The organism is Escherichia sp. KTE114 (genome assembly GCF_000407765.1).
Lineage (GTDB): Bacteria > Pseudomonadota > Gammaproteobacteria > Enterobacterales > Enterobacteriaceae > Escherichia > Escherichia ruysiae.
The window spans coordinates 3,617,534-3,643,683 of sequence record NZ_KE136626.1; the positions used below are offsets into that span (position 1 = coordinate 3,617,534).

The following is a 26,150-nucleotide window of genomic DNA, read 5'->3' on the forward strand; positions in this document are numbered from 1 at the left end:
TTGCGGAATTTTGATCTAGATCACGTAATCAGTACCCAGAAGTGAGTAATCTTGCTTACGCCACCTGGAAGTGACGCATTAGAGATTAGTCTCTCTAATGTTTAAACTCTTTTAGTAAATCACAGTGAGTGTGAGCGCGAGTAATCTTTTGATTTTCATAGGTTAAGCAAATCATCACCACACTGACTATACTCTCGTATTCGAGCAGATGATTTACTAAAAAAGTTTAACATTATCAGGAGAGCATTATGGCTGTTACTAATGTCGCTGAACTTAACGCACTCGTAGAGCGTGTAAAAAAAGCCCAGCGTGAATATGCCAGTTTCACTCAAGAGCAAGTTGATAAAATCTTCCGCGCCGCCGCTCTGGCTGCCGCAGATGCTCGAATCCCACTCGCGAAAATGGCCGTTGCCGAATCCGGCATGGGTATCGTCGAAGATAAAGTAATTAAAAACCACTTTGCTTCTGAATATATCTACAACGCCTATAAAGATGAAAAAACCTGCGGTGTTCTGTCTGAAGACGACACTTTCGGTACTATCACTATCGCTGAACCAATCGGTATTATCTGCGGTATCGTTCCAACGACTAACCCGACTTCAACTGCAATCTTCAAATCGCTGATCAGCCTGAAGACCCGCAACGCCATCATCTTCTCTCCGCATCCGCGTGCAAAAGATGCAACCAACAAAGCTGCTGATATCGTTCTGCAGGCTGCTATCGCTGCTGGTGCACCGAAAGATCTGATTGGCTGGATCGATCAACCTTCTGTTGAACTGTCCAACGCGCTGATGCACCACCCTGACATTAACCTGATTCTCGCGACCGGTGGTCCGGGCATGGTTAAAGCAGCATACAGCTCCGGTAAACCGGCAATCGGTGTAGGTGCTGGTAACACTCCGGTTGTTATCGATGAAACCGCAGATATCAAACGTGCAGTTGCATCCGTACTGATGTCCAAAACCTTCGACAACGGCGTAATCTGTGCTTCTGAACAGTCTGTTGTTGTTGTTGACTCTGTTTATGACGCTGTACGTGAACGTTTCGCTACCCACGGCGGTTACATGCTGCAGGGTAAAGAGCTGAAAGCCGTTCAGGACGTTATCCTGAAAAACGGCGCACTGAACGCAGCTATCGTTGGTCAACCGGCTTATAAAATTGCTGAACTGGCAGGCTTCTCTGTACCAGAAAACACTAAGATTCTGATCGGTGAAGTGACCGTTGTTGATGAAAGCGAACCGTTCGCACATGAAAAACTGTCCCCGACTCTGGCAATGTACCGTGCAAAAGATTTCGAAGACGCGGTAGAGAAAGCAGAGAAACTGGTTGCCATGGGCGGTATCGGTCATACCTCTTGCCTGTACACCGACCAGGATAACCAACCGGCACGCGTTGCCTACTTCGGTCAGAAAATGAAAACTGCCCGTATCCTGATCAACACCCCGGCTTCTCAGGGTGGTATCGGTGACCTGTATAACTTCAAACTCGCACCTTCCCTGACTCTGGGTTGTGGTTCCTGGGGTGGTAACTCCATCTCTGAAAACGTTGGTCCAAAACACTTGATCAACAAGAAAACCGTTGCTAAGCGAGCTGAAAACATGTTGTGGCACAAACTTCCGAAATCTATCTACTTCCGCCGTGGCTCACTGCCAATCGCGCTGGATGAAGTGATTACTGATGGCCACAAACGTGCGCTCATCGTGACTGACCGCTTCCTGTTCAACAACGGTTATGCTGACCAGATTACTTCTGTACTGAAAGCTGCCGGCGTTGAAACTGAAGTCTTCTTTGAAGTTGAAGCTGACCCGACACTGAGCATCGTTCGTAAAGGTGCCGAACTGGCGAACTCCTTCAAGCCAGACGTGATCATCGCGCTGGGTGGTGGTTCCCCGATGGACGCCGCGAAAATCATGTGGGTTATGTACGAACATCCAGAAACTCACTTTGAAGAACTGGCGCTGCGCTTTATGGATATCCGTAAACGTATCTACAAGTTCCCGAAAATGGGCGTGAAAGCGAAAATGATCGCCGTCACCACCACTTCCGGTACAGGTTCTGAAGTGACTCCGTTTGCGGTTGTAACCGACGACGCAACAGGTCAGAAATATCCGCTGGCAGACTATGCACTGACCCCGGATATGGCGATTGTTGACGCCAACCTGGTTATGGATATGCCGAAGTCTCTGTGTGCTTTCGGTGGTCTGGACGCAGTCACTCACGCCATGGAAGCTTATGTTTCTGTACTGGCATCTGAGTTCTCTGACGGTCAGGCTCTGCAGGCGCTGAAACTGCTCAAAGAATATCTGCCAGCGTCTTACCACGAAGGGGCTAAAAACCCGGTAGCGCGTGAACGTGTTCACAGTGCGGCAACTATCGCGGGTATCGCGTTTGCGAACGCCTTCCTGGGTGTATGTCACTCAATGGCGCACAAACTGGGTTCCCAGTTCCATATTCCGCACGGTCTGGCCAACGCCCTGCTGATTTGTAACGTTATCCGCTACAACGCGAATGACAACCCGACCAAGCAGACTGCATTCAGCCAGTACGATCGTCCGCAGGCTCGTCGTCGTTATGCTGAAATCGCAGACCATCTGGGTCTGAGCGCACCGGGTGACCGTACTGCTGCGAAGATCGAGAAACTGCTGGCATGGCTGGAAACGCTGAAAGCAGAACTGGGTATTCCGAAATCTATCCGTGAGGCTGGCGTTCAGGAAGCTGACTTCCTGGCGAACGTAGATAAACTGTCTGAAGACGCATTCGATGACCAGTGCACCGGCGCTAACCCGCGTTACCCGCTGATCTCCGAGCTGAAACAGATTCTGCTGGATACCTACTATGGTCGTGATTACGTAGAAGGAGCACCGGCGGCGGCAAAGGAAGCAGCTCCAGCTAAAGCAGAGAAAAAAGCGAAGAAATCCGCTTAATCAGTAACTCTGTACATCCTCATAAACGGTCCCTTTTGGGGCCGTTTTTTTGTTTTCGCCACACGCTATGCAAAGTCAAATAACCCAACAGCATTAGTATTCTCATATATATACTGTTATCTAATGCGCACAAACCGCGATAACCTGAAAATGACTCAACATCGTAGATGACGAAGCACTAAATCGTTCTGTTACGTTTTTAGCGATGGTTAGGAGTAGAGAAAGGATTATGACTCGGAAGAAGTTAGTAAAACGAACTGACAGGATAAAAGCCTCGATTCATCCTGTCAGTAAAGAAAATCTTATTAATCGTGTTGATGTCTTTCTTGAATAGCCGTCAAAGAACCGACTTCTAACGCTTCTTTATAGTGTTTACGACAAACCGAGACATAACGCTCATTACCACCAATAACTACCTGTTCGCCTTCGTTATAAGGCCTACCCTCTTGATCAAGACGTAGCACCATGCTTGCTTTACGACCACAAAAGCAGATAGTTTTTAATTCGACCAGTTTGTCTGACCATGCCAGTAAGTATTGACTGCCGGTAAATAATTCACCGCGAAAATCTGTACGTAAACCATAACAAAGAACGGGTATATCGAGTTGATCGACAACCTCCGATAATTCATATACTTGTTGTCTGGTTAAAAACTGGCATTCATCAACCAGTACACAATGAATTGCCTGTTGTTCATGTTCCGCACGAATCTCATCAAATAATGATGAATTTTGGTTAAATAATTTTGCCGGTGATGACAAACCTATACGCGAGCTGACTTTCCCTGCCCCGAAACGATCGTCAATTTCCGCCGTATATACGACGGTCCGCATACCGCGTTCCTGGTAATTGTATGAAGATTGCAACAATGCCGTAGACTTACCCGCGTTCATTGCGGAATAGTAGAAATATAGCTGTGCCATCAGCCACAGGCCCTCAATGATATGAAATAAAGTTGGCTGAAGTTTATCATAATTCGCCAGTTTTACAGCCCAACAGTACACGCAGAAGAGCGTATATACATCATTCCTTAAGAAGGATGACATAATCCTTCAGAGCTATCATTGCGTCTGTTTTTGCTTGTTATAACTGCGTAAATGACTCCTGGTAACTATTCACAATCTTTAACTTGTTGCACAAGTAATAACCCTCTGTTGACCTCCAGGATACGGCAATACGAAGTCCCTGCACTTATTGCGACTGTTCTTCTTTTCATCATTCTCTTAATAGAGGATTTTTCGTAAACATGACTAATACCGAAGAGTAAAAGACGTCAGCGCGTGTTAATCCCTACATAAAATGTGACATGAATCAGGAAGTTTTAACCTTAGGTGATGCGAAATCATCGGTGCAAATAGGGCTATATGCCGCATCTTTTCTGGCTAATTTTATGAAAAGATATTTATTGGCGGCACAAAATAAAGAACAATTTTGAATTCCTTACATTCCTGGCTATTGCACAACTGAATTTAAGGCTCTATTATTACCTCAACAAACCACCCCAATATAAGTTTGAGATTACTACAATGAGCGAAGCACTTAAAATTCTGAACAACATCCGTACTCTTCGTGCGCAAGCAAGAGAATGTACACTTGAAACGCTGGAAGAAATGCTGGAAAAATTAGAAGTAGTTGTTAACGAGCGTCGCGAAGAAGAAAGTGCGGCTGCTGCTGAAGTTGAAGAACGCACTCGTAAACTGCAACAATATCGTGAAATGCTGATCGCTGACGGTATTGACCCGAACGAACTGCTGAATAGCATGGCGGCTGTTAAATCCGGCACCAAAGCTAAACGCGCACAGCGTCCAGCTAAATATAGTTACGTTGACGAGAACGGCGAAACCAAAACCTGGACTGGCCAGGGTCGTACTCCGGCTGTAATCAAAAAAGCAATGGATGAGCAAGGTAAATCCCTCGACGATTTCCTGATCAAGTAATAATCTTTTTTAGATTACGCTCGCTTAAAATCCCGCCATTGGCGGGATTTTTTATTGTCCGTTTTAAGACTATCCAATAAGAATAAGCTATAAAAAAACGGCATTGATAACTCAATGCCGTTTCGTAGAAAACACCGCTATTGGGGTTACTTCTTAATGCCCATCTCTTCTTCAAGCCAGGCTTTAAATTCAGCACCCAGCGAGTTGTGACGAATACCGTATTCAACGAAAGCCTGCATGTAACCTAATTTATTACCGCAGTCATGGCTCTTCCCTTTCATGTGATAGGCTTCAACCGTTTCTTTTTCGATCAGCATATCAATAGCATCGGTAAGTTGAATTTCATCGCCTGCTCCCGGAGGAGTTTTTGCCAGCAGCGGCCAAATATCGGCGCTAAGTACGTAACGACCAACAATAGCGAGATTGGACGGTGCAACATCTGCTTTCGGTTTTTCTACTACACCGACCATAGGTACACTTTCACCTGGCGCTAAGTCCACGCCTTTGCAATCCACAACACCATATGCAGTCACATCAGCAACAGGCTCAACCATGATCTGGCTATGGCCAGTTTCATCAAAGCGGCGGATCATCTCTGCGAGGTTATCCTGCGACAAATCGGATTCATATTCATCCAGAATAACATCAGGCAAAATAACAGCCACAGGTTCATCACCAACTACCGGGTGAGCACACAATACTGCGTGCCCTAAACCTTTCGCCAGCCCCTGACGAACTTGCATAATAGTTACGTGCGGAGGGCAAATAGACTGCACTTCATCAAGCAGCTGGCGTTTTACACGTTTTTCCAGCATTGCTTCCAGTTCAAAACTGGTATCAAAGTGGTTTTCAATAGAGTTTTTCGATGAGTGAGTAACCAGCACAATTTCAGTAATACCAGCCGCAATACATTCATTCACGACGTATTGAATTAATGGCTTATCGACAAGCGGTAGCATCTCTTTCGGGATAGCTTTCGTCGCCGGCAACATCCTGGTTCCTAATCCCGCTACGGGGATAACGGCTTTTTTGACTTTCGTGTTAATGGCAGCCATTTAAATTCTCCTGGACTGTTCGTGTATTGAACGTGTTCATATTTCTGTATCACATCCCAGTATATCAGTACCCTGGCGACGCCTGGTTCCGAAAAGGAAGCGAGTTAACATAATTAAGACAATTACTTATACGAATGGCGACGATAGTACCACCAGCCGACATTAGCGGGTAATGCAATTTTATCCCAAATTATCGTTTGCTCAATTCGCAGACAACATCAAGCGTAGCCTTCCACCAGCGCCCCAAATTTGGCATTGCCAGGCATCACATCTCTGACTCAATTGATTCAAATAAGTGTTGCCTAATGTTCCTAACGGAACGCCATTACTGATTTGAATCTGGTGTTCACCCGCATTCAACGTCGCATTCAAGCCTGCGGATACCAGAATGAGATTTTTTAATTCACGATGATAATAGCCGACTAATAGAGGAAATTGACCGGGCAGATTGGCCTGGCGTAGTAAATGGTTTACCTGCTTCAATAACGCGCCTAACTCAGGCAAAGGTTGATTCTGGTGCGCAAGCTGTTCTTGTAATAAGCCATTAAACAACGCACGTAATAACAAGGCGGCAAGGACGCCATTATGTCCAGCACGGGTTACATCAAGGCAATAAAAAGCCAGATCGTTTTCCGAAAGTGCAGCAATATCAAGTACCAGCCCAGGTTTATCAACAGCAACGAGTTGGCGATAATTAACCCGGCAATGGGAAATCTCCTGCTGAACCGGTGGTTGTAATTCTTGCAATAATTTCGCGGCAGCTGTCGGATTATCGACCATTGCATCCCAATCGCGAAAAAGCCTTTCTTCTTCCTCAACCCTGGAGTTAAACATGCTGGGATACAGACAAGCAAAAACCATCTCACGTAAGCGATTAAGGTCTTTAACTGGTTTCAGCAAAACATCTTCCACACCCAGCCGTAATGCTTTCGCAATATCTGCCATATTTTCCGTAGCAGAAATCACCAGAACCGGGGTTTGGTCTCCCCGGTTGCGTATATGTTCCAGCAGTTTTAAGCCATTCATTCTTGGCATTGCAATATCACATATCATCAGATCGGGTGTTAAACCGCCCAGTAGCTCAAGGGCATCCATCCCATCAGCCGCCAGTACTGTCGTTGCTCCCAATGAGGAAAACCATGAATCCAGAAGCGAGCGAAAGACTGGCTCATCTTCAACTATGAGAATCTGTTTTCCGACCAATGGCTGCGTCATGTTCTCTCCCCTGACTGGCTTTATTCAATAGTGACATGCTATTGCCATCAGTGCCTGTCAGAATTAACTTAAGTGTAGATAAAAAATCAGGTCAAAACGTTGGTTCGAACCAGCGGTAAAAGTTCATCCATTTTCTTCTCTACCGCTAATTGTCCTGCCGCAATGGCAGCATTTGCACGATGAAAATCCAGAGTGGATATCTGCGGGCATAAAGGTTGAATCAGAATATCAGGCGGATCCCCAGCCATACGGTTTCGTTTAAGACGGTTTTCCAGCACCTGGATAGACGTGGTCATAATCTCTGTTGCGGTTGGCGCAGTCACTGCCCGACGTGCCGTTATACTGCTTAATCGTTCTTTCAAACGCGCATGCCACGGGAGAGGATCGTCGTTCTCGCCATTATCTTCACTGACATTAAATGAAAGGAGATCTTGTTGCATTAAATGAGCATCGTGCTGCAGATCGACCGCAATCACAATATCAGCGCCCATCGCACGCGTGAGGGAAATAGGAATCGGATTAACAACTGCGCCATCAACCAGCCAATAGCCGTTATGAGCGACCGGCGCCATTAGGCCGGGGATGCTGCATGATGCACGAATAGCAAGATGGAGGTCGCCTTCGGTAAACCAGAGTTCTCGCCCCGTGCTTAAATTAGTGGCAACCGCAGCGAAACGGCGTGAACAATTTTCGATCTCTGTTTCCGGCATTATTTCGCGGTACTGGTTGAACACACGCTCACCGCGCAACAATCCACCACGCTGCCAGGAAAGATCCATCAGCCGTAAAACATCCCAATAGCTAAAAGAGGTAACCCACTGTTCAAGCGCGGTCAGGCGATCGCATGCAAAAGCAGCGCCCACCAGCGAACCGATTGAACATCCAGCGACGATATCTATTTCAATGCCCATTTTTTTAAGCGCGTTAATGACGCCAATATGCGACCATCCTCGCGCCGCGCCAGATCCTAGCGCCAGCCCTATTTTTATCTTTCTCATTGTTCCTGAAGGCTTCCCCTGGAATGCAGCCGTAGCCACATCGCTACTGCTCGGTTAACATAGTGCTACGCAGGCGATTAATACGCCGTTATTGTTTCCAGGGAGATTATTTGTGTCTGAGCTTTGTCCCTGTGGTAGTGCTGTCGAGTATAGCCTATGTTGCCACCGTTATGTGTCTGGTGAAAAGGTCGCACCTGATCCAGAACATCTCATGCGTTCGCGTTACTGCGCTTTTGTGATGCAGGACGCAGATTATTTAATTAAGACCTGGCATCCGTCCTGTGGCGCAGCGGCGTTACGTGCCGAATTGATTGCCGGATTTGCGCATACCGAATGGTTAGGGCTGACCGTATTTGAGCGTTCATATCACGAAGGAGATAACGTAGGTTATGTTAGCTTCGTCGCCCGATTTGCCGAACAGGGTAAAACAGGAGCGATAATTGAACGTTCGCGATTTTTGAAAGAAAACGGTCAGTGGTACTATATTGACGGTACACGTCCACAGTTTGGCCGCAACGATCCCTGCCCTTGTGGTTCAGGTAAAAAATTTAAAAAGTGCTGCGGCCAATAATGGTTGACGGTACGGTTTAGCAAACACTCTCAACAAGGTTTTTCCAGCAATGCACTCACTCCAACGAAAAGTTCTTCGTACTATTTGTCCGGATCAAAAAGGTCTGATCGCGCGCATTACTAATATTTGCTACAAGCACGAGTTAAATATCGTGCAGAACAATGAATTTGTTGATCATCGTACCGGACGCTTTTTTATGCGCACGGAACTGGAAGGCATTTTTAATGATTCGACCCTGCTGGCGGATCTCGATAGCGCATTGCCGGAAGGCTCTGTGCGCGAACTAAATCCCGCCGGTCGTCGCCGGATAGTCATTCTGGTCACTAAAGAAGCGCATTGCCTTGGCGATCTGCTGATGAAAGCCAATTACGGTGGACTGGATGTGGAAATCGCGGCAGTCATCGGCAACCACGATACCTTGCGTTCGCTGGTTGAACGTTTTGATATTCCATTTGAACTGGTCAGCCATGAAGGATTAAGTCGCAACGAGCACGATCAAAAGATGGCGGATGCCATTGATGCTTATCAGCCTGATTACGTTGTGCTGGCGAAGTATATGCGCGTATTAACGCCGGAATTTGTGGCGCGCTTCCCGAATAAAATTATCAATATTCACCACTCATTCCTGCCGGCGTTTATTGGGGCACGTCCGTATCATCAGGCCTATGAACGCGGCGTGAAGATAATTGGCGCAACGGCACACTATGTAAATGACAATCTGGATGAAGGTCCAATCATTATGCAGGACGTTATTCATGTGGATCACACTTATACAGCCGAAGATATGATGCGGGCAGGTCGTGACGTCGAGAAAAACGTATTAAGCCGCGCCCTTTACCAGGTTTTGGCGCAACGTGTGTTTGTTTACGGTAACCGGACGATTATTCTTTAATCGCCAGCAAAAAGAACTGGTTGCCTTTAATCCGTTACGGATGAAAATTACGCAACCAGTTCATTTTTCTCAACGTAACGCTTTACAGCAGCGTGTCATTTGGTATGATGCGCCCCGCTTCCCAATGAGGGAGCAGGCCAGTAAAAAGTATTGCCCCGTGGTGGGGTTCCCGAGCGGCCAAAGGGAGCAGACTGTAAATCTGCCGTCATCGACTTCGAAGGTTCGAATCCTTCCCCCACCACCATTATTCACCACAGCGATGTGGTAACTTCGGTGAGATTATTAATCTTTGCACTCATCGAGGAAGGGTGAGAACCTTCGATTAAGGTTCGACTCGAGCGAAAGCGAGAGAACGTTGCCGCAGGCAACGGCCCGAAGGATGAGGAGCGAAGCGACGAATAATCCTTCCCCCACCACCATTACTTCCTGAAAATACTCTTCTAAACCAATTTACTAACCATTTATTTCTTGTTGTCACACAGAATTCGTCATGCCTGTTTTTAGGTCTGCACACTTTTACTCAAAACAAAAAACCCCGCCGAAGCAGGGTCTATGTGAACTAAATTTCGCTTAGTGGCGAGCACGCACCAGCTGATACTTACGCGTCAGATACTCCACCGGTACGCTCCAGATGTGTACCAGACGCGAGAACGGGAACAGCAGGAATAACGTCATCCCCAGCACCAGGTGCAAACGGAAGATAAACGCCACGCCATCAAGGTGCTGAGAAGCGCCACCGTGGAAGGTCACTACCGACTGCGCCCAGCCAACCAGTTTCATCATCTCGCTACCGTCCATATGCTGAGCGGAGAACGGAATGGTCAGCAGGCCCAGCGCGCACTGGATAACGAGCAGCGACAGGATCAAGATATCCGCTCCGGTAGTCGTTGCACGCACGCGTGGGCTGAACAGGCGGCGTTTCAGCAACAGTACACCGCCAATCAGACACAGCACGCCGCTGGCACCACCAGCAAACATCGCCATTTTCTGTTTCACTTCAATTGGCAGCCAGGCTTCATACATCCAGTGCGGCGTCAGCATACCGAAGAAGTGACCGACAAAAATCCCCAGAATCCCGATATGGAACAGGTTAGACGCCAGGTTCATCCCTTTGCGATCCAGCATCTGGCTGGACGCCGCGCGCCAGGTGTACTGCCCGTAGTCATAGCGCAGCCAGCTACCAATCAGGAAGACCGCCCCGGCAATGTACGGGTAGATATCAAAGAAGAACATATTCAGGAATTGCATTAGTGCTGTCCTCCGGTGGTGATATTCAGATATTGCGGCGCGACGGCACCGGCAAAGCGACGCTGATGAGCAGTGATTGCCGAATCACCGCAGCCTTTGTCAGCAAAGAATTTAACCTGCTCTTCTTCCCAGACAGCATCCAGCGCCTGCGGCGTATCATCGCGCGCTTCATCGGCAATTTTTTCCGCCACTTTGTCGCTGTCTATAGCGGTATTCGCCAGTTTCAGCAGCAGATCAAACAGCACTGCATAACGGCTTTCACGCTGTTGCAGACGAGCACTTAGCAACGCCAGAATCGGCGCGATATCTTTCAAACCTTCCACGGCTTCGCTTTGCGGCAGCTGCGCCAGGTACTCCAGATACAACGGCAGATGATCCGGCAGTTCACGACTGTTTAACTGCAAGCCGTGTTGCTCATACTGCGCCAGCAAATCCACCATCGCCTGACCACGATCGCGGGATTCGCCGTGCACATGTTCAAACAGTAACAGCGACGTGGCGCGACCACGGTCGAACAGTTCGCTGTACTGCGCCTGAGCGTCCAGCGGATCCATCGCGGTTAAATCGCGCAGGAAAATGCCCAGCGCATGGGCATCCTCTTTCGACAGATTTTCCGACGCAGCAATCGCCTCAAACATCTCTTGTTGATGCTGCCATAAGGCAGCATCAGGATATTCAAGGAGACGCGATACAATCACGAGTTCGATCATGGATGCGGCTCCGTTTTGCTGGTCACGTCGATGGCATCGATACGACGGCTGTTGAACAGATTGAATTTGGTATCTGAACCGTGGCAGCCGTCACCAAAGGTAAAGCCGCAACCATTTTTCTCCGGGAAGGCTTCCCGCGCCAGTTCACGATGGCTGCTCGGCACCACAAAGCGATCTTCGTAGTTTGCAATCGCCAGATAACGGTACATCTCCTGTGCCTGGGCTTCGGTCAGGCCGACCTCTTCCAGCGCACGGGTATCAACTTTACCGTCAACGGTTTCAGCTCGTTTGTAATGACGCATTGCCAGCATACGTTTCAACGCGAGCAGTACCGGTTGGGTATCACCGGCGGTCAGCAGATTCGCCAGGTACTGAACCGGGATACGCAGGCTTTCTACGTCTGGCAGAATGCCGTTGCTACCCAGCTCGCCCGCGTCTGCCGCAGACTGAATCGGTGACAGAGGCGGCACGTACCAGACCATCGGCAATGTGCGATATTCTGGATGCAGCGGCAGCGCCAGTTTCCATTCCATCGCCATTTTATAAACCGGCGACTGTTGTGCGGCTTCAATAACGCTCAGCGGAATACCGTCTTTAATCGCCTGCTCGATGACTTTCGGATCGTTCGGATCGAGGAACACTTCCAGCTGACGCTGGTAGAGATCTTTCTCGTTCTCGGTGCTGGCTGCACGTTCAATAGCGTCGGCATCGTACAACAGCACGCCAAGATAACGGATACGACCAACACAGGTTTCTGAGCACACCGTCGGCTGACCGGCTTCAATACGCGGATAGCAGAAGATGCACTTCTCAGATTTACCGCTCTTCCAGTTGAAGTAGATTTTTTTGTACGGACATCCGGTGATGCACATACGCCAGCCACGGCATTTATCCTGATCGATCAGTACGATGCCATCTTCTTCACGTTTGTAGATAGCCCCGCTCGGACAGGTCGCCACACATGCCGGGTTGAGGCAGTGTTCACACAGACGCGGCAAATACATCATGAAGGTGTTTTCGAACTGGCTATACATCGCCTTCTGGATGTTGTCGAAGTTCTTGTCTTTCGCCAGTTTGTCAAACTCGCCGCCCAGGTCATCTTCCCAGTTCGGCCCTTTTTCGATTTTCGCCATCCGTTCGCCAGTAATCAGCGAACGTGGACGGGCAATCGGCTGCGATTTGCTACCTTCCGGCGCGGTATGCAGATTCTGATAATCAAAATCGAACGGCTCGTAATAATCGTCGATCCCCGGCAAATGCGGGTTGGCGAAGATTTTACCCAGCAGCATCGCGCGGTTACCCATACGCGGTTGCAGTTTGCCGTTGATTTTACGGATCCAACCGCCTTTGTATTTTTCCTGGTTTTCCCAGTCGGTAGGGAAACCCTGACCCGGTTTGGTTTCAACGTTGTTGAACCACGCGTACTCAACGCCTTCGCGGCTGGTCCAGACGTTTTTACAGGTAACTGAACAGGTGTGGCAGCCGATGCACTTATCGAGATTCAGCACCATGCCGACTTGTGAACGAATTTTCATTTTACGCTCTCCTGTACCTGGTCATTGCCTTCGCCATCTAACCAGTCAATGTTCTTCATCTTACGCACTACAACAAACTCATCGCGGTTAGAACCTACGGTGCCGTAGTAGTTAAAGCCGTATGCCAGATGGGCATAGCCACCGATCATATGCGTCGGTTTCGGCGTGATACGGGTGACCGAGTTATGAATACCCCCACGCTGCTGCGTGATTTCCGAACCCGGCAGGTTAACGATACGTTCCTGCGCGTGGTACATCATGGTCATCCCTGCCGGAACACGCTGGCTGACAACCGCACGGGCAGTCAGCGCACCATTGCTGTTGAAGACTTCAATCCAGTCGTTGTCGGCAATTCCCAAATCTTTGGCATCGGCTTCGCTCAGCCAGACCACCGGCCCACCGCGACCTAAAGTCAGCATCAGCAGGTTGTCGCTGTAAGTGGAATGAATACCCCACTTCTGGTGTGGCGTCAGGAAGTTCAGGGCTTTTTCCGGGTTACCGTTGGATTTCTGTCCCATCACTTCTTTCACCGAACGGGTATCGATCGGCGGACGATAAACCAGCAGGCTTTCACCAAAATCACGCATCCACTGATGATCCTGATACAGCTGCTGACGACCAGAGAGCGTACGCCACGGGATCAGCTCGTGAACGTTGGTGTAACCGGCGTTGTAAGAAACGTGTTCATCTTCCAGACCAGACCAGGTCGGGCTGGAGATAATTTTGCGCGGCTGTGCCTGAATATCGCGGAAGCGGATTTTCTCGTCTTCTTTATTCAGCGCCAGATGCGTATGGTCGCGACCGGTAAACTCGCTCAGTGCCGCCCAGGCTTTCACGGCTACCTGACCGTTGGTTTCCGGTGCCAGCGTCAGGATCATCTCTGCCGCATCAATTGCGGTGTTGAGCATCGGCTGGCCTTTCGCCGGACCTTCAGCCTTGGTGTAGTTGAGCTTACGCAGCAGATCCATCTCGCTCTGGGTGTTCCAGGCAATCCCTTTACCGCCGTTACCGATTTTCTCCATCAGTGGGCCGATAGAGGTAAAGCGTTCGTAAGTGGCCGGATAATCGCGCTCAACCACCATAATGTGTGGTGCGGTTTTACCTGGGATCAGGTCGCATTCGCCTTTTTTCCAGTCTTTCACATCCAGCGGCTGCGCCAGTTCGGCGGCGGAGTCGTGCTGAATTGGCAGCGTAACGATGTCGGTTTCTTTACCCAGATGACCAACGCACACTTCGGAGAATTTCTTCGCGATGGCTTTGTAGATTTCCCAGTCGCTTTTCGCTTCCCAGGCCGGATCGACCGCCGCAGACAGCGGGTGAATAAACGGATGCATATCCGAAGTATTCATGTCGTCTTTTTCGTACCAGGTCGCCGTCGGCAAAATGATGTCGGAATAGAGACAAGTGCTCGACAGACGGAAGTCCAGCGTCACCACCAGATCCAGCTTGCCTTCCAGACCGTTATCCTGCCAGTCCACTTCTTCCGGCTTCACGCCGCCCTGCTGCCCCAGATCTTTACCCTGGATACCGTGTTCCGTCCCCAGCAGATACTTGAGCATAAACTCATGACCTTTACCGGAAGAGCCCAGCAGGTTAGAACGCCAGATGAACAGGTTACGCGGATGGTTCTTGCCGTTTTCCGGTTGTTCCGCAGCAAAACGGATTGAACCCTCTTTCAGGGATTTCACCGTATAGTCCACCGGATTCATGCCCGCTTTTTCTGCTTCGCGAGCAATAGTCAGCGGGTTAGTGCCTAGCTGCGGCGCAGACGGCAGCCAGCCCATACGTTCCGCACGCACGTTGAAGTCGATCAAGTGTCCGGTATAGCGGGATTTATCCGCCATCGGCGACAGCAACTCTTCTGCGGTCACGGTTTCATAACGCCACTGGCTGGAGTGGTTATAAAAGTAAGAGGTGCTGTTCATGTGACGCGCCGGACGCTGCCAGTCAAGGGCAAACGCCAGCGGCTGCCAGCCGGTTTGCGGACGCAGTTTTTCCTGACCCACGTAGTGTGCCCAGCCACCGCCGCTCTGACCGACACAGCCGCAGAAAATCAGCATGTTGATCAGACCGCGATAGTTCATATCGAGGTGATACCAGTGGTTCAGACCGGCACCGACGATAATCATCGAGCGACCATGCGTTTTATCAGCGTTATCGGCAAATTCACGGGCAATGCGGATAATCTGGCTACGAGAAACACCGGTGATCTGCTCAGCCCACGCCGGGGTGTAGGCTTTCACGTCGTCATAGCTGGTCGCGCAGTTAACGTCGTTCAGACCACGCTCCAGGCCGTAGTTTGCCAGCGTCAAATCATAAACGGTGGTCACCAGTGCAGTGCTGCCATCAGCCAGTTGCAGGCGTTTTACCGGCAGCTTGTGCAGCAGAATGTTTTCCAGCTCCACTTTATTGAAGTGTTCCGTGCCGTCGCCGCCAAAGTACGGGAAGCCCACTTCAGCGATCTCATCCTGACTACCCAGCAGACTCAGTTGCAGTTCGGTTTCTTCACCAGTTTTGCCATCGCGCTGTTCAAGATTCCATTTGCCCTTCTCGCCCCAACGGAAACCGATCGAACCGTTCGGCGCAACCATTTCACCTTGCGTATTAAAAGCTACGGTTTTCCATTCCGGGTTGTTTTCCTGACCCAGCGCATCAACCAGATCGGCGGCGCGCAGCATACGACCTGCAGCGTAATAACCGTCGCGCTCTTCCAGCATTACCAGCATCGGCATGTCGGTGTAGCGGCGCACATAATCGGTGAAATACTGGCTTGGGTTATCAAGATGGAATTCACGCAGCATCACGTGACCCATTGCCAGCGCCATTGCTGCGTCGGTGCCCTGTTTCGGTGCCAGCCACAGATCGCACAGTTTGGCGATTTCAGCGTAGTCCGGCGTGACGGCAACAGTTTTGGTGCCTTTGTAACGCACTTCAGTAAAGAAGTGAGCATCCGGGGTACGCGTCTGCGGGACGTTTGAACCCCAAGCGATGATGTAGCTGGAGTTGTACCAGTCAGCTGATTCCGGTACGTCAGTTTGCTCGCCCCAGGTTTGCGGAGACGCAGGAGGCAGGTCGCAGTACCAGTCGTAGAAGCTTAAGCAAGTACCGCCAAGCAGCGAGAGATAGCGAGCACCTGATGCGTAAGAAACCATCGACATTGCCGGAATTGGCGAGAAGCCGGCGACACGGTCCGGGCCGTAGTTTTTGATGGTGTAAACGTTAGATGCGGCGATCAGTTCGTTCACTTCCTGCCAGGAAGAACGAACAAAACCACCGCGTCCACGCGCCTGTTTAAAGCTTTTCGCTTTATCGGCGTCTTCGATAATAGAAGCCCATGCCTCAACCGGATCGCTATGCTGCGCCTTCGCTTCACGCCACATTTTCATCAGGCGTTTACGCATCATTGGGTATTTCAGGCGATTGGCGCTATAGAGATACCAAGAGTAGCTGGCACCGCGCGGACAGCCGCGAGGTTCATGGTTTGGCAGATCCGGACGAGTACGCGGATAGTCAGTCTGCTGGGTTTCCCAGGTCACCAGACCGTTTTTAACGTAGATTTTCCAGCTGCAGGAGCCGGTGCAGTTTACCCCGTGGGTAGAGCGGACGATTTTGTCATGCTGCCAACGCTGGCGATATCCATCCTCCCAGTCACGGTTGGTATTGAGAAGCTGGCCATGCCCATCGGCAAAGGTATCACCCTTCTGTTTGAAGTAGCGAAACCGGTCCAGGAATTTACTCATCGGTTTTCTCCTGTGGGAGCCTGTCGGCTCTCTGATAAATCGACATTGCTAATGTTTAAAACGAAGGTAACGCTCTGAAACGTCGTGGGAATTGATAACGATCAAGAGTGGTGGGGATGAAAAATAAAGTAAATTCCTAATATACCCCTTTGGGATAATTAATATTTATTACACAACTTATTGTAAATTAATGGTTTTTACATCAATCACCATTTAAACACTTCGGATTTTTATACAGATGGGTATTAAGGAGTATCCCCCATGGATGACATATTAATGGCGCTTAATTGACGCCGTTGAAATAATTATCCTCTTAAAGTATGTTGTAACTAAATGAGAAATAAAAAAAGCGCGACATTACGCCGCGCAAAGGATAATCAAATATTACGATTTATTTTTTAGAATGCCGACCGTATACCGCCCAGGTAATTACCACGCAGGCGATATAGAAAATCAAAAATACTTTCATTGCACCGACTGGCGACCCTGTTAATGCCAGTGAGCTACCGAACGCTTTCGGGATAAAGAAGCCACCAATAGCGCCAATCGCGGAGATGAAGCCCAGCGCCGCCGCAGTGTCGGTTGCCGCTTCACGCATGGCACGTTCGTCAGAACCGCCTTCTGCTTTCACGCGATCCATCGTCAGTTTACGGAAGATCACGGAAATCATCTGGAAGGTGGAACCACTACCCAGCCCCGCCGTCAGGAACAGCGCCAGGAAGACTACAAAGAACGCCATGAAGTTTCCGCCTTGCCCGTCAGTCGGTAAGGTGAGGAACAGCAGACCACTGAAAATCGCCATCAGCACGAAGTTCACCAGCGTTACACGAGTACCGCCGAGACGGTCAGACAATGCTCCCCCCGCAGAACGCGCCAGTGCGCCAATAAACGGTCCGAAGAAGGCGTAGTGCAGGATCTGTACATCCGGAAACTGCGTTTTAGACAGCATGGCAAAACCCGCAGAGAAGCCGATGAAGGAACCGAAGGTTGCCAGATACAGCAGGCTCATAATCCACAGATGACCCCGTTTGAGTACCGGCAACTGCTCCTTGATAGAGGCTTTCGAGGTAGCAAGGTCGTTCATGCCAAACCACGCTGCAATGGTGAAGATGGCGAGGAACGGCACCCATACCCAGGACGCGTTAGCCAGATACAATTCGGTGCCATCCGGCTGTGTTACGCCCTGGCTGCCAAATGCAGCAAAAATTGACAGTGATACCACCAGCGGAGCAACCAACTGCATGACGCTAACGCCCATGTTGCCCAGACCACCGTTCAGCCCCAGCGCGCCACCCTGCTTCTGCTTCGGAAAAAAGAAGCTGATGTTTGCCATACTGGAGGCGAAGTTCGCGCCAGCAAAGCCGCACAGCAGAGAAATGATGATGAATACGCTGTATGGCGTAGTGGTATCCTGCACGGCAAAACCCAGCCAGACGCAAGGAATAATCAGAATACCGGTGCTGAACGCCGTCCAGCGACGACCGCCGAAGATTGGAACCATAAAGGAGTATGGCACACGCAATAATGCGCCAGAAACCGAAGGTAGTGCAGTCAAAAGAAACAGCTGATCGGTCGTAAAATTAAAGCCGACTTTCGGCAAATTCACCGCGACGGCACTGAATAACATCCATACACAAAACGCCAGTAGCAGACAGGGAACGGAAATCCACAGATTGCGGCTGGCTATACGCTGGCCGCGCTGTTGCCAGAACGCAGGATCTTCCGGTCGCCAATCAGTAATGACAGCTCCAGTAGCCCTTTCGGGGGCGGATGAGTGACTCATAGACACCTCTGATACTCGTTTCGATGTCTGCCACCTTAGTGTCTGTAGCCAAAGGTAATTTGATGTAAATCAAACGATAAGATAACTTTATCTATCATTGATATTTATCATTACCCATAGTGAGTACAGAGATTTCATAAAAATTATGAGATTTTTCACAGTACTGTAAAATCCCTACTCTTACTGATGTAAATCGACTAACCACACGGCAAATAAGGAGTAACTCTTTCCGGGTATGGGTATACTTCAGCCAATAGCCGAGAATAACGCCATTCCAGAATGTATCGTTACATTCATTAAGGTTATTGCTCATTCAAAGCCTGAAGGAAGAGGTTTACATGCTTAAACGTTGTCTCTCTCCGCTCACCCTGGTTAATCAGGTTGCGCTTATTGTTTTGCTTTCTACTGCTATTGGACTGGCGGGGATGGCGGTTTCTGGCTGGCTGGTACAAGGCGTTCAGGGCAGCGCCCATGCTATTAACAAAGCGGGATCGCTGCGTATGCAAACTTATCGGCTACTGGCGGCAGTGCCATTAAGCGAGAAAGACAAGCCCTTAATCAAGGAGATGGAACAAACGGCATTTAGCCCCGAATTAACTCGAGCAGCAGAACGAGACGGGCAACTGGCGCAATTGCAGGGTTTGCAGGATTACTGGCGCCATGAGCTGATTCCTGCGCTGCTACACGCACAAAGCCGCGAAACGGTGTCGGCTGACGTCAGCCAGTTTGTTGCCGGGCTTGATCAACTGGTATCTGGTTTTGACCGCACCACGGAAATGCGTATTGAGACGGTCGTACTGGTTCATCGGGTGATGGCTGTGTTTATGGCACTTCTACTGGTATTTACCATCATATGGCTGCGGGCACGGCTGCTACAGCCGTGGCGGCAATTACTGGCGATGGCGAGTGCCGTCAGCCATCGCGATTTTACCCAGCGGGCGAATATCAGCGGGCGCAACGAAATGGCGATGCTCGGAACGGCACTGAACAATATGTCTGCGGAACTGGCGGAGAGTTATGCCGTACTTGAGCATCGGGTACAGGAGAAAACCGCCGGGCTGGAGCATAAAAATCAAATACTCTCGTTTTTGTGGCAGGCTAATCGTCGTTTGCATTCTCGCGCCCCGCTGTGTGAACGCCTGTCACCTGTACTCAACGGCTTGCAAAATTTAACCCTGCTGCGTGATATCGAACTGCGGGTATATGACACTGAAGATGAAGAGAATCATCAGGAGTTCACCTGTCAGCCGGATATGACCTGCGACGACAAAGGTTGCCAGCTCTGCCCGCGCGGGGTATTACCCGTCGGCGATCGCGGCACGACCCTGAAATGGCGACTGGCGGATTCTCATATGCAGTACGGAATTTTGCTGGCGACCCTGCCTCAGGGCCGCCACCTGAGCCATGATCAACAGCAACTGGTGGATACACTGGTTGAGCAATTAACCGCCACTCTGGCGCTGGATCGCCATCAGGAACGCCAGCAGCAGTTGATCGTGATGGAAGAGCGTGCCACCATTGCGCGCGAACTACATGATTCTATTGCCCAATCTCTCTCTTGTATGAAGATGCAGGTGAGTTGTTTACAGATGCAAGGCGACGCACTGCCAGAAAGCAGCCGCGAACTGTTAAGCCAGATCCGTAACGAACTGAATGCGTCATGGGCGCAGTTGCGTGAGTTGCTCACCACATTCCGTTTGCAGCTCACCGAACCGGGATTACGCCCGGCACTGGAGGCGAGTTGTGAAGAGTACAGCGCCAAATTTGGCTTCCCGGTGAAGCTGGATTACCAGTTGCCACCGCGTCTGGTGCCCTCGCATCAGGCAATCCATCTATTGCAAATTGCCCGTGAGGCATTAAGTAACGCCCTCAAACATTCGCAAGCGAGCGAGGTCGTTGTAACGGTGGCGCAAAACGATAATCAGGTCAAACTGACCGTCCAGGATAACGGCTGCGGGGTGCCTGAAAATGCCATCCGCAGCAATCACTACGGCATGATAATTATGCGTGACCGTGCGCAAAGTCTGCGTGGCGACTGCCGCGTCCGCCGTCGTGAATCAGGTGGCACCGAAGTGGTGGTCACCTTTATTCCCGAAAAAACTTTCACAGACGTCCAAGGAGATACCCATGAGTAATCAGGAACCGGCTACTATCCTGCTGATCGACGATCACCCGATGCTGCGAACTGGCGTAAAACAGCTTATCAGCATGGCCCCCGATATCACTGTGGTTGGCGAAGCGAGCAATGGCGAGCAGGGTATTTTACTTGCGGAATCTCTCGATCCTGATCTGATTCTGCTTGATCTGAATATGCCCGGTATGAACGGTCTGGAAACGCTGGATAAACTGCGCGAAAAATCTTTATCCGGCCGCATTGTGGTATTCAGCGTCTCGAACCATGAAGAAGACGTCGTCACCGCGCTGAAACGCGGCGCAGATGGCTATCTGTTAAAAGATATGGAGCCGGAAGATCTGTTGAAAGCGTTACACCAGGCTGCTGCTGGCGAAATGGTACTAAGCGAGGCATTAACCCCTGTTCTGGCCGCCAGCCTGCGTGCTAACCGCGCCACGACTGAACGCGACGTCAACCAGTTAACGCCGCGCGAGCGCGATATTCTGAAACTGATTGCTCAGGGCTTACCGAATAAGATGATCGCCCGCCGCCTGGACATCACTGAAAGCACGGTCAAAGTGCACGTGAAGCACATGCTGAAAAAAATGAAGCTAAAATCTCGTGTGGAAGCCGCAGTATGGGTACATCAGGAACGTATTTTCTGATTATGGTTCCCAGCGCAGTTCGTCCTTTGCCATTGCATCGAAAGGTTCGGCAAGCGTTAGCGTGATCTCATTGGAGGAGACACGCTGTCCCTGGTTATCTTCCACCACCACCGACAAGCGCCATCGATTGGTCGCCTCTTCTCCACTTTGCCAGTCCGGCACGATCAGCGTCCAGCCATCCGCACTGTTGGCAGTTGCTCCCGATGTCAGACTTAACATCTGCGTATCGCCCTGCCAGATCAATTGTCGAATACCGTAACGACTGTGGATTTGTAATTTCAGCGGCACCGTTTCACCAGGTTTAAGATCCCAGGGGGGCGTCGCCAGAAATACCGTTAAGGTTTTACGCTGATGATACTCAATGACCGGCAGATTATTCCGCTGCGGATTGTCATAGCGACTGCCGCGCAACGACTGACTCTCAGCAACTTCGCCAGCAGAAAGTTGTTTGTTTAGTGGCACCCCAAAGCGGTAGTTAATATTCAGCCCGAGATTATTTTGGCTTTCTCCACTTTCGCCTTGTTTATGCTGGGCGGTCATAGTAACGAGTGGGACAGGGGTGTAATTAAGCCCCAGACTCATGGCGACAGGATTATGATAACCCGTACCAGAATTAAACAGATCGACACGCTGACCAAAATATTGTTCGAGGCTGACACTGGTGTTGAGATGCTGGTAAAACGGCATTCGCATCCGGGCAGTCAAATCATAACCACGCGCCATACGCTGCTCGAGCGAGGCAGTCTGTTCATGCCATGAGGCAAAAGGCTGATAATAATTTGCCGACAGACGCAGATATTCTCCCCAGGCTTCAGCGCCAAACCCTGCCCGCTGAAGATTTTCATCTAACAAGTTGTCATAAAACGTGTTGTATCCCATCAACCATGTGCCATGCCTCCAGCGTTGACCAACGCCAAGGTTACTTACGAGTCCATCGTCCTGCTGGGTGAGTCCAAGTTGGCTCCATGTGAGATAACGCTCGTTATCCTGCAACGGTACAAACCAGCTCCCCCGGCTGCCGGTGAAATGCCCTTCGTTATCCACTTTGACGTCAACACTGGCGTTCCCCCACGGCGAAAGCCACGATTCCACATGCTGATTAACCTGCTGACTGAGCGCATCACGGACTTTTCCCAGCGCAAAGGCTTTTGCCTGCTCACCTGTATCCTGACCGTTATCGGTCATACTGGTTTCACCAAAATCTTTCACGATTTCGGCGAAGTGTTTTTCACCGTCATGATTTTCCGGTGCCATTCCTAAGTCCGGCAGAGCATCCTTATCGTTATCAAAAGGATTTGCCGATTGCTGCTCAACGGATGGCTGTGCGCTGGCTATACCGCCTGCCAGCAGCAAGAGTAAATAAAGTGGGGTAACACGAGAGACGATACGGCTCAAAACGTCAGTAATTTCCGGTAAAAATGAACACCCATTACTTTATAGAATAACGATTACTGGTAACTTTTCTCGTACTTTCTCATGCTTTATGGAAAATCCTAAAAATGTGGCAAATTGGTCAGACAGCGTAAAAGCAGTAAGATAGAAGTCGGAAATCTAATTATCTGAATACAGGAGTGAGTAATGCAAAAAATCGTGATCGTTGCCAATGGCGCGCCCTACGGGAGCGAATCCTTATTTAACAGCCTGCGGCTGGCCATTGCGCTACGGGAGCAGGAGAGCAACCTGGATCTACGTCTGTTCCTGATGTCTGATGCGGTAACTGCCGGATTACGCGGACAAAAACCGGGGGAAGGCTACAATATTCAGCAAATGCTCGAGATCCTCACTGCGCAAAATGTGCCTGTGAAATTGTGCAAAACCTGCACCGATGGTCGCGGTATCAGCCCACTTCCGCTGATTGATGGAGTTGAAATTGGCACACTGGTCGAGCTGGCGCAATGGACGCTGGTTGCCGATAAAGTGCTCACGTTTTAATTGCAGTATGGGGCGCTCAAGGTTACAGAAACGCCCCGCTGTGATGACTGTTTCATCAGGCAAAACCGGGCCGTAAGACACCATCCGGGAAATTCTCCGCCAGCAGTTTTTTCACCGACACCAGTAAATCATTCAGCCCGTCATCCTGCATCCCCAGTTTGTTGAGCTCTTGTTCCAGAGAAAATAAATACTGTGCATTGGTTCCAAGTGGACCACTCGCCGCAGCAATCAACGGAGCAATCACCTGAGCTCGGGTATCGGACTCATATTCAGGATGGCGCGGGTCCATAATAAACACCAGCGCGTTGACTGTGCGCCCGTCATCAAGATCAAGCTGACACCAGGTTGGCAGGTAGCAGCCGGTAATCATCTCCCGTTTCCACAGCAGGGTCAGTTCCTGCTCCAGCGTCTCTTCCGGCAAGCGATACGCCACTCCCGTGGTGCGACCGCCCTCTTTCAGGGCAAGCATCCTTCCCGGCTGGTGTGCAGTCCCCCTTCCGGCGGTCAGGCGCAGACAGAATGCCCGATGCCAGCCAACCAGCGTACCGGTACAGGACTCGATAAACTCCAGCGCCGGATTCCACATCAACGATCCATAACCGAAGATCCACACCGCCCCCTCATCAGGACGACAAGCCAGCGTAGCTGCCAGCGAGGCTGCCCGCTGTTCTGCCGACCATAAGAGTGATTCTTCAATAGTGCCAAATGCCGTTTTACAATCGGCATTCATCAAGAAATCCCGAGTTATCACCTTATACCTCCGCCACTGCATACTTCCCTGCGACAACTTTTTGGTGTCTTCCGGACATTTTTACTGCTCATTTTGGAACCATTACCGGGACAATATGCAATCTGCAGACCACTTGCAAGGCGACGCCGCACGAATAGCTTTAACTCATCACCGGGAGTTATAACTTTTTATGCCATTTATCATCACTCCCTTTGGCATATTCATGTTTCACTGCTGCCAGGCCACTTTATGCGCTGTCTCCTCCCGACTGGCATCATCACGCCGATCTTCTTTATCTTTATATTGATCCCAGGCGTTGTTGAATGCCTCTTTATAGATATCCTGGGCATGGGACGGTAGAACGTGTTTTACATTTTCCGGCAGATCGCTTTTTGTTTTATACGGCATTGTTGACTCCTTTTTTAAAGGTGAACTTTAAGTGTGGTCAACAATATCCACGCTTGCCAGCATATAAGACTTTTCACGTCAGACTCTTCTTAAGAGGTGCTAATACAAACGTTGTCTAAACACGTTGATTATTTTTATACCCCAAAGAGTAAAAAAGCGACAGCGGGGTAAAATTTCGTAAAATGTTACCGATATCCAGACACTTTCTGTTATTTTTTCTGCCTATTTATTACATTTTCGACAAATTCATCTGCAAAGGATAACCATAATGACAAATGCTCACGAGGCGGTAAAAACCCGCCACAAGGAGACCTCACTTATTTTCCCGGTTCTGGCGCTGGTAGTGCTGTTCCTTTGGGGAAGCAGTCAAACACTACCAGTGGTCATAGGCATCAATCTTCTTGCGCTTATTGGTATTTTAAGCAGCGCCTTTAGTGTTGTCCGTCATGCAGACGTATTAGCCCATCGACTGGGGGAACCTTATGGTTCTCTTATTCTTAGCCTTTCCGTGGTTATTCTTGAAGTCAGCCTGATATCAGCCTTAATGGCGACCGGCGATGCGGCGCCGACGTTAATGCGAGATACGCTCTATTCAATCATTATGATTGTTACCGGTGGACTGGTTGGTTTTTCATTACTGTTGGGAGGACGCAAATTTGCCACCCAATATATGAATCTGTTTGGTATTAAACAGTATTTAATCGCCCTGTTTCCATTGGCAATTATTGTGCTGGTATTCCCGATGGCCCTGCCTGCGGCGAATTTTTCAACCGGTCAGGCGTTGCTGGTGGCATTAATTTCCGCAGCAATGTACGGCGTATTTTTGCTAATTCAGACCAAAACGCATCAAAGTCTGTTTGTCTATGAACATGAAGATGACAGTGATGATGACGATCCGCACCATGGCAAACCCTCTGCCCATAGCAGCCTGTGGCATGCCGTCTGGTTGATTATCCATTTAATTGCAGTGATAGCGGTTACCAAAATGAACGCAAGTCCGCTGGAAACACTGCTCACCAGCATGAATGCCCCGGTGGCCTTTACCGGTTTCCTGGTGGCGCTATTGATTCTTTCGCCGGAAGGTTTAGGGGCGTTAAAAGCGGTATTAAACAACCAGGTCCAGCGCGCGATGAATCTGTTCTTTGGTTCGGTTTTAGCGACAATTTCGCTTACCGTACCTGTCGTCACGCTGATCGCCTTTATGACAGGCAATGAATTGCAGTTTGCGCTTGGTGCGCCAGAAATGGTGGTGATGGTAGCCTCTTTGGTGCTGTGCCATATCTCCTTCTCCACCGGACGTACTAACGTGCTCAACGGCGCTGCACATCTGGCACTCTTTGCCGCCTATTTGATGACAATATTTGCCTGACATTGATATCTCCCCTGGCGACGGAAGCTGGGGGAGATAATAAAAATACCTGCCCGGTTCCTTTCTTCAGTTATTCTGAACAATTCGTCAGACATAATTGCGAGCCTGTACCACAACATGCAAGAAAGCACTGCAACAGTTGATGAAAAGCTGGAATGAACTCTTCATTACGAACGTTTCAGTGGTGAAGTAAAGAAGACTTGAGACGTAGTATCCACACCAAGCCGGGATTATCCGGTGAGGCGCAATGTTGTGGGGGCTTTATCCCTGGCGGCATTGGTTGCTGGAAAGAGAAAACCCCCGCACGTTGAGAGGTAAAACCTGA

At 49.8% G+C, this 26,150-nt stretch carries 19 protein-coding genes, 1 tRNA gene, 1 other RNA gene and 1 pseudogene; 10 read left to right on the top strand and 12 right to left on the bottom strand.

From position 1 onward, the window contains the following. The first annotated feature begins 248 nt into the window (after positions 1-248). Positions 249-2,924 carry a bifunctional acetaldehyde-CoA/alcohol dehydrogenase gene (gene adhE, locus WC5_RS04070; RefSeq protein ID WP_000301665.1) on the top strand — a complete coding sequence of 892 codons (2,676 nt, stop codon included), beginning with the start codon at positions 249-251 and terminating at the stop codon, positions 2,922-2,924. A gap of 305 nt (positions 2,925-3,229) precedes the next feature. Here the strand turns inward: adhE and tdk are convergent, their stop codons facing one another. After that, complete coding sequence (gene tdk, locus WC5_RS04065) at positions 3,230-3,847, bottom strand: thymidine kinase (protein ID WP_016158403.1); 618 nt, start codon at positions 3,845-3,847, stop codon at positions 3,230-3,232. Positions 3,848-4,450: 603 nt separating this feature from the next. Here tdk and hns point away from each other — a divergent pair. Further along, positions 4,451-4,861 (top strand): histone-like nucleoid-structuring protein H-NS, encoded by a 411-nt coding sequence (gene hns, locus WC5_RS04060; protein ID WP_001287384.1) that lies wholly within the window; start codon positions 4,451-4,453, stop codon positions 4,859-4,861. A gap of 146 nt (positions 4,862-5,007) precedes the next feature. Here hns and galU read toward each other — a convergent pair whose 3' ends face one another. The 3 genes from galU to rssA form a co-directional block, all read right to left on the bottom strand. Beyond that, positions 5,008-5,916: a UTP--glucose-1-phosphate uridylyltransferase GalU gene (gene galU, locus WC5_RS04055; protein ID WP_000718987.1), complete on the bottom strand. Its 909-nt coding sequence runs from the start codon at positions 5,914-5,916 to the stop codon at positions 5,008-5,010. A 201-nt stretch (positions 5,917-6,117) separates the two neighbouring features. Next, positions 6,118-7,131 (bottom strand): two-component system response regulator RssB, encoded by a 1,014-nt coding sequence (rssB, locus tag WC5_RS04050; RefSeq protein ID WP_016231737.1) that lies wholly within the window; start codon positions 7,129-7,131, stop codon positions 6,118-6,120. Between the two features lie 86 nt (positions 7,132-7,217). Next, positions 7,218-8,129 carry a patatin-like phospholipase RssA gene (rssA, locus tag WC5_RS04045; protein WP_010350469.1) on the bottom strand — a complete coding sequence of 304 codons (912 nt, stop codon included), beginning with the start codon at positions 8,127-8,129 and terminating at the stop codon, positions 7,218-7,220. Positions 8,130-8,241: 112 nt separating this feature from the next. Here rssA and WC5_RS04040 point away from each other — a divergent pair, with 112 nt between their 5' ends. From WC5_RS04040 to WC5_RS24345, 4 genes are all read left to right on the top strand, one after another. Continuing rightward, positions 8,242-8,700 carry a YchJ family protein gene (locus WC5_RS04040; protein ID WP_016158404.1) on the top strand — a complete coding sequence of 153 codons (459 nt, stop codon included), beginning with the start codon at positions 8,242-8,244 and terminating at the stop codon, positions 8,698-8,700. Positions 8,701-8,749: 49 nt separating this feature from the next. Then, positions 8,750-9,592, top strand: coding sequence for a formyltetrahydrofolate deformylase (purU, locus tag WC5_RS04035; RefSeq protein ID WP_000555850.1), 843 nt, complete (start codon positions 8,750-8,752; stop codon positions 9,590-9,592). A 159-nt stretch (positions 9,593-9,751) separates the two neighbouring features. Then, positions 9,752-9,836: transfer RNA gene (locus WC5_RS04030), tRNA-Tyr, on the top strand. 43 nt (positions 9,837-9,879) lie between these two features. Next, positions 9,880-10,011: non-coding RNA, RtT sRNA (locus tag WC5_RS24345), on the top strand. Between the two features lie 151 nt (positions 10,012-10,162). Here WC5_RS24345 and narI read toward each other — a convergent pair. From narI to narK, 5 genes are all read right to left on the bottom strand, one after another. Continuing rightward, positions 10,163-10,840 carry a respiratory nitrate reductase subunit gamma gene (gene narI, locus WC5_RS04025; RefSeq protein ID WP_001160110.1) on the bottom strand — a complete coding sequence of 226 codons (678 nt, stop codon included), beginning with the start codon at positions 10,838-10,840 and terminating at the stop codon, positions 10,163-10,165. Beyond that, a complete protein-coding gene (gene narJ / locus WC5_RS04020) occupies positions 10,840-11,550 on the bottom strand; it encodes a nitrate reductase molybdenum cofactor assembly chaperone (RefSeq protein ID WP_000571678.1) in 711 nt (236 codons plus the stop codon). The genes narI and narJ overlap by 1 nt, the downstream gene beginning before the upstream one ends. Then, positions 11,547-13,085, bottom strand: coding sequence for a nitrate reductase subunit beta (gene narH / locus WC5_RS04015; protein WP_000702663.1), 1,539 nt, complete (start codon positions 13,083-13,085; stop codon positions 11,547-11,549). Before narH ends, narJ begins: the two co-directional genes overlap by 4 nt. Further along, entirely contained in the window at positions 13,082-16,825 is a 3,744-nt protein-coding gene (locus WC5_RS04010) for a nitrate reductase subunit alpha (RefSeq protein ID WP_000032863.1), read from the bottom strand. The genes narH and WC5_RS04010 overlap by 4 nt, the downstream gene beginning before the upstream one ends. 391 nt (positions 16,826-17,216) lie before the next feature. Continuing rightward, positions 17,217-18,608 (bottom strand): nitrate transporter NarK, encoded by a 1,392-nt coding sequence (narK, locus tag WC5_RS04005; RefSeq protein WP_000019814.1) that lies wholly within the window; start codon positions 18,606-18,608, stop codon positions 17,217-17,219. 338 nt (positions 18,609-18,946) lie between these two features. Here narK and narX point away from each other — a divergent pair, with 338 nt between their 5' ends. Beyond that, positions 18,947-20,743 carry a nitrate/nitrite two-component system sensor histidine kinase NarX gene (narX, locus tag WC5_RS03995; protein WP_000918091.1) on the top strand — a complete coding sequence of 599 codons (1,797 nt, stop codon included), beginning with the start codon at positions 18,947-18,949 and terminating at the stop codon, positions 20,741-20,743. Continuing rightward, the gene (narL, locus tag WC5_RS03990) at positions 20,736-21,386 is read left to right on the top strand and encodes a two-component system response regulator NarL (protein ID WP_000070495.1); all 651 of its coding nucleotides are present in this window, start codon (positions 20,736-20,738) and stop codon (positions 21,384-21,386) included. Before narX ends, narL begins: the two co-directional genes overlap by 8 nt. Here the strand turns inward: narL and WC5_RS03985 are convergent, their stop codons facing one another. After that, a complete protein-coding gene (locus WC5_RS03985) occupies positions 21,387-22,781 on the bottom strand; it encodes a YchO/YchP family invasin (protein WP_016231738.1) in 1,395 nt (464 codons plus the stop codon). Between the two features lie 183 nt (positions 22,782-22,964). On the opposite strand from WC5_RS03985, the gene ychN reads away from it, so the two are divergent. Then, positions 22,965-23,318, top strand: coding sequence for a DsrE/F sulfur relay family protein YchN (ychN, locus tag WC5_RS03980; protein ID WP_001169665.1), 354 nt, complete (start codon positions 22,965-22,967; stop codon positions 23,316-23,318). A gap of 55 nt (positions 23,319-23,373) precedes the next feature. Here ychN and chaC read toward each other — a convergent pair whose 3' ends face one another. After that, positions 23,374-24,069, bottom strand: coding sequence for a glutathione-specific gamma-glutamylcyclotransferase (chaC, locus tag WC5_RS03975; protein WP_010351803.1), 696 nt, complete (start codon positions 24,067-24,069; stop codon positions 23,374-23,376). A 157-nt stretch (positions 24,070-24,226) separates the two neighbouring features. Continuing rightward, positions 24,227-24,456 (bottom strand): annotated as a pseudogene (gene chaB, locus WC5_RS0122695) (putative cation transport regulator ChaB). A 268-nt stretch (positions 24,457-24,724) separates the two neighbouring features. Between chaB and chaA the strand changes: the two are divergent. Beyond that, a complete protein-coding gene (chaA, locus tag WC5_RS03970) occupies positions 24,725-25,825 on the top strand; it encodes a sodium-potassium/proton antiporter ChaA (RefSeq protein WP_000180147.1) in 1,101 nt (366 codons plus the stop codon). Positions 25,826-26,150: the final 325 nt, after the last annotated feature.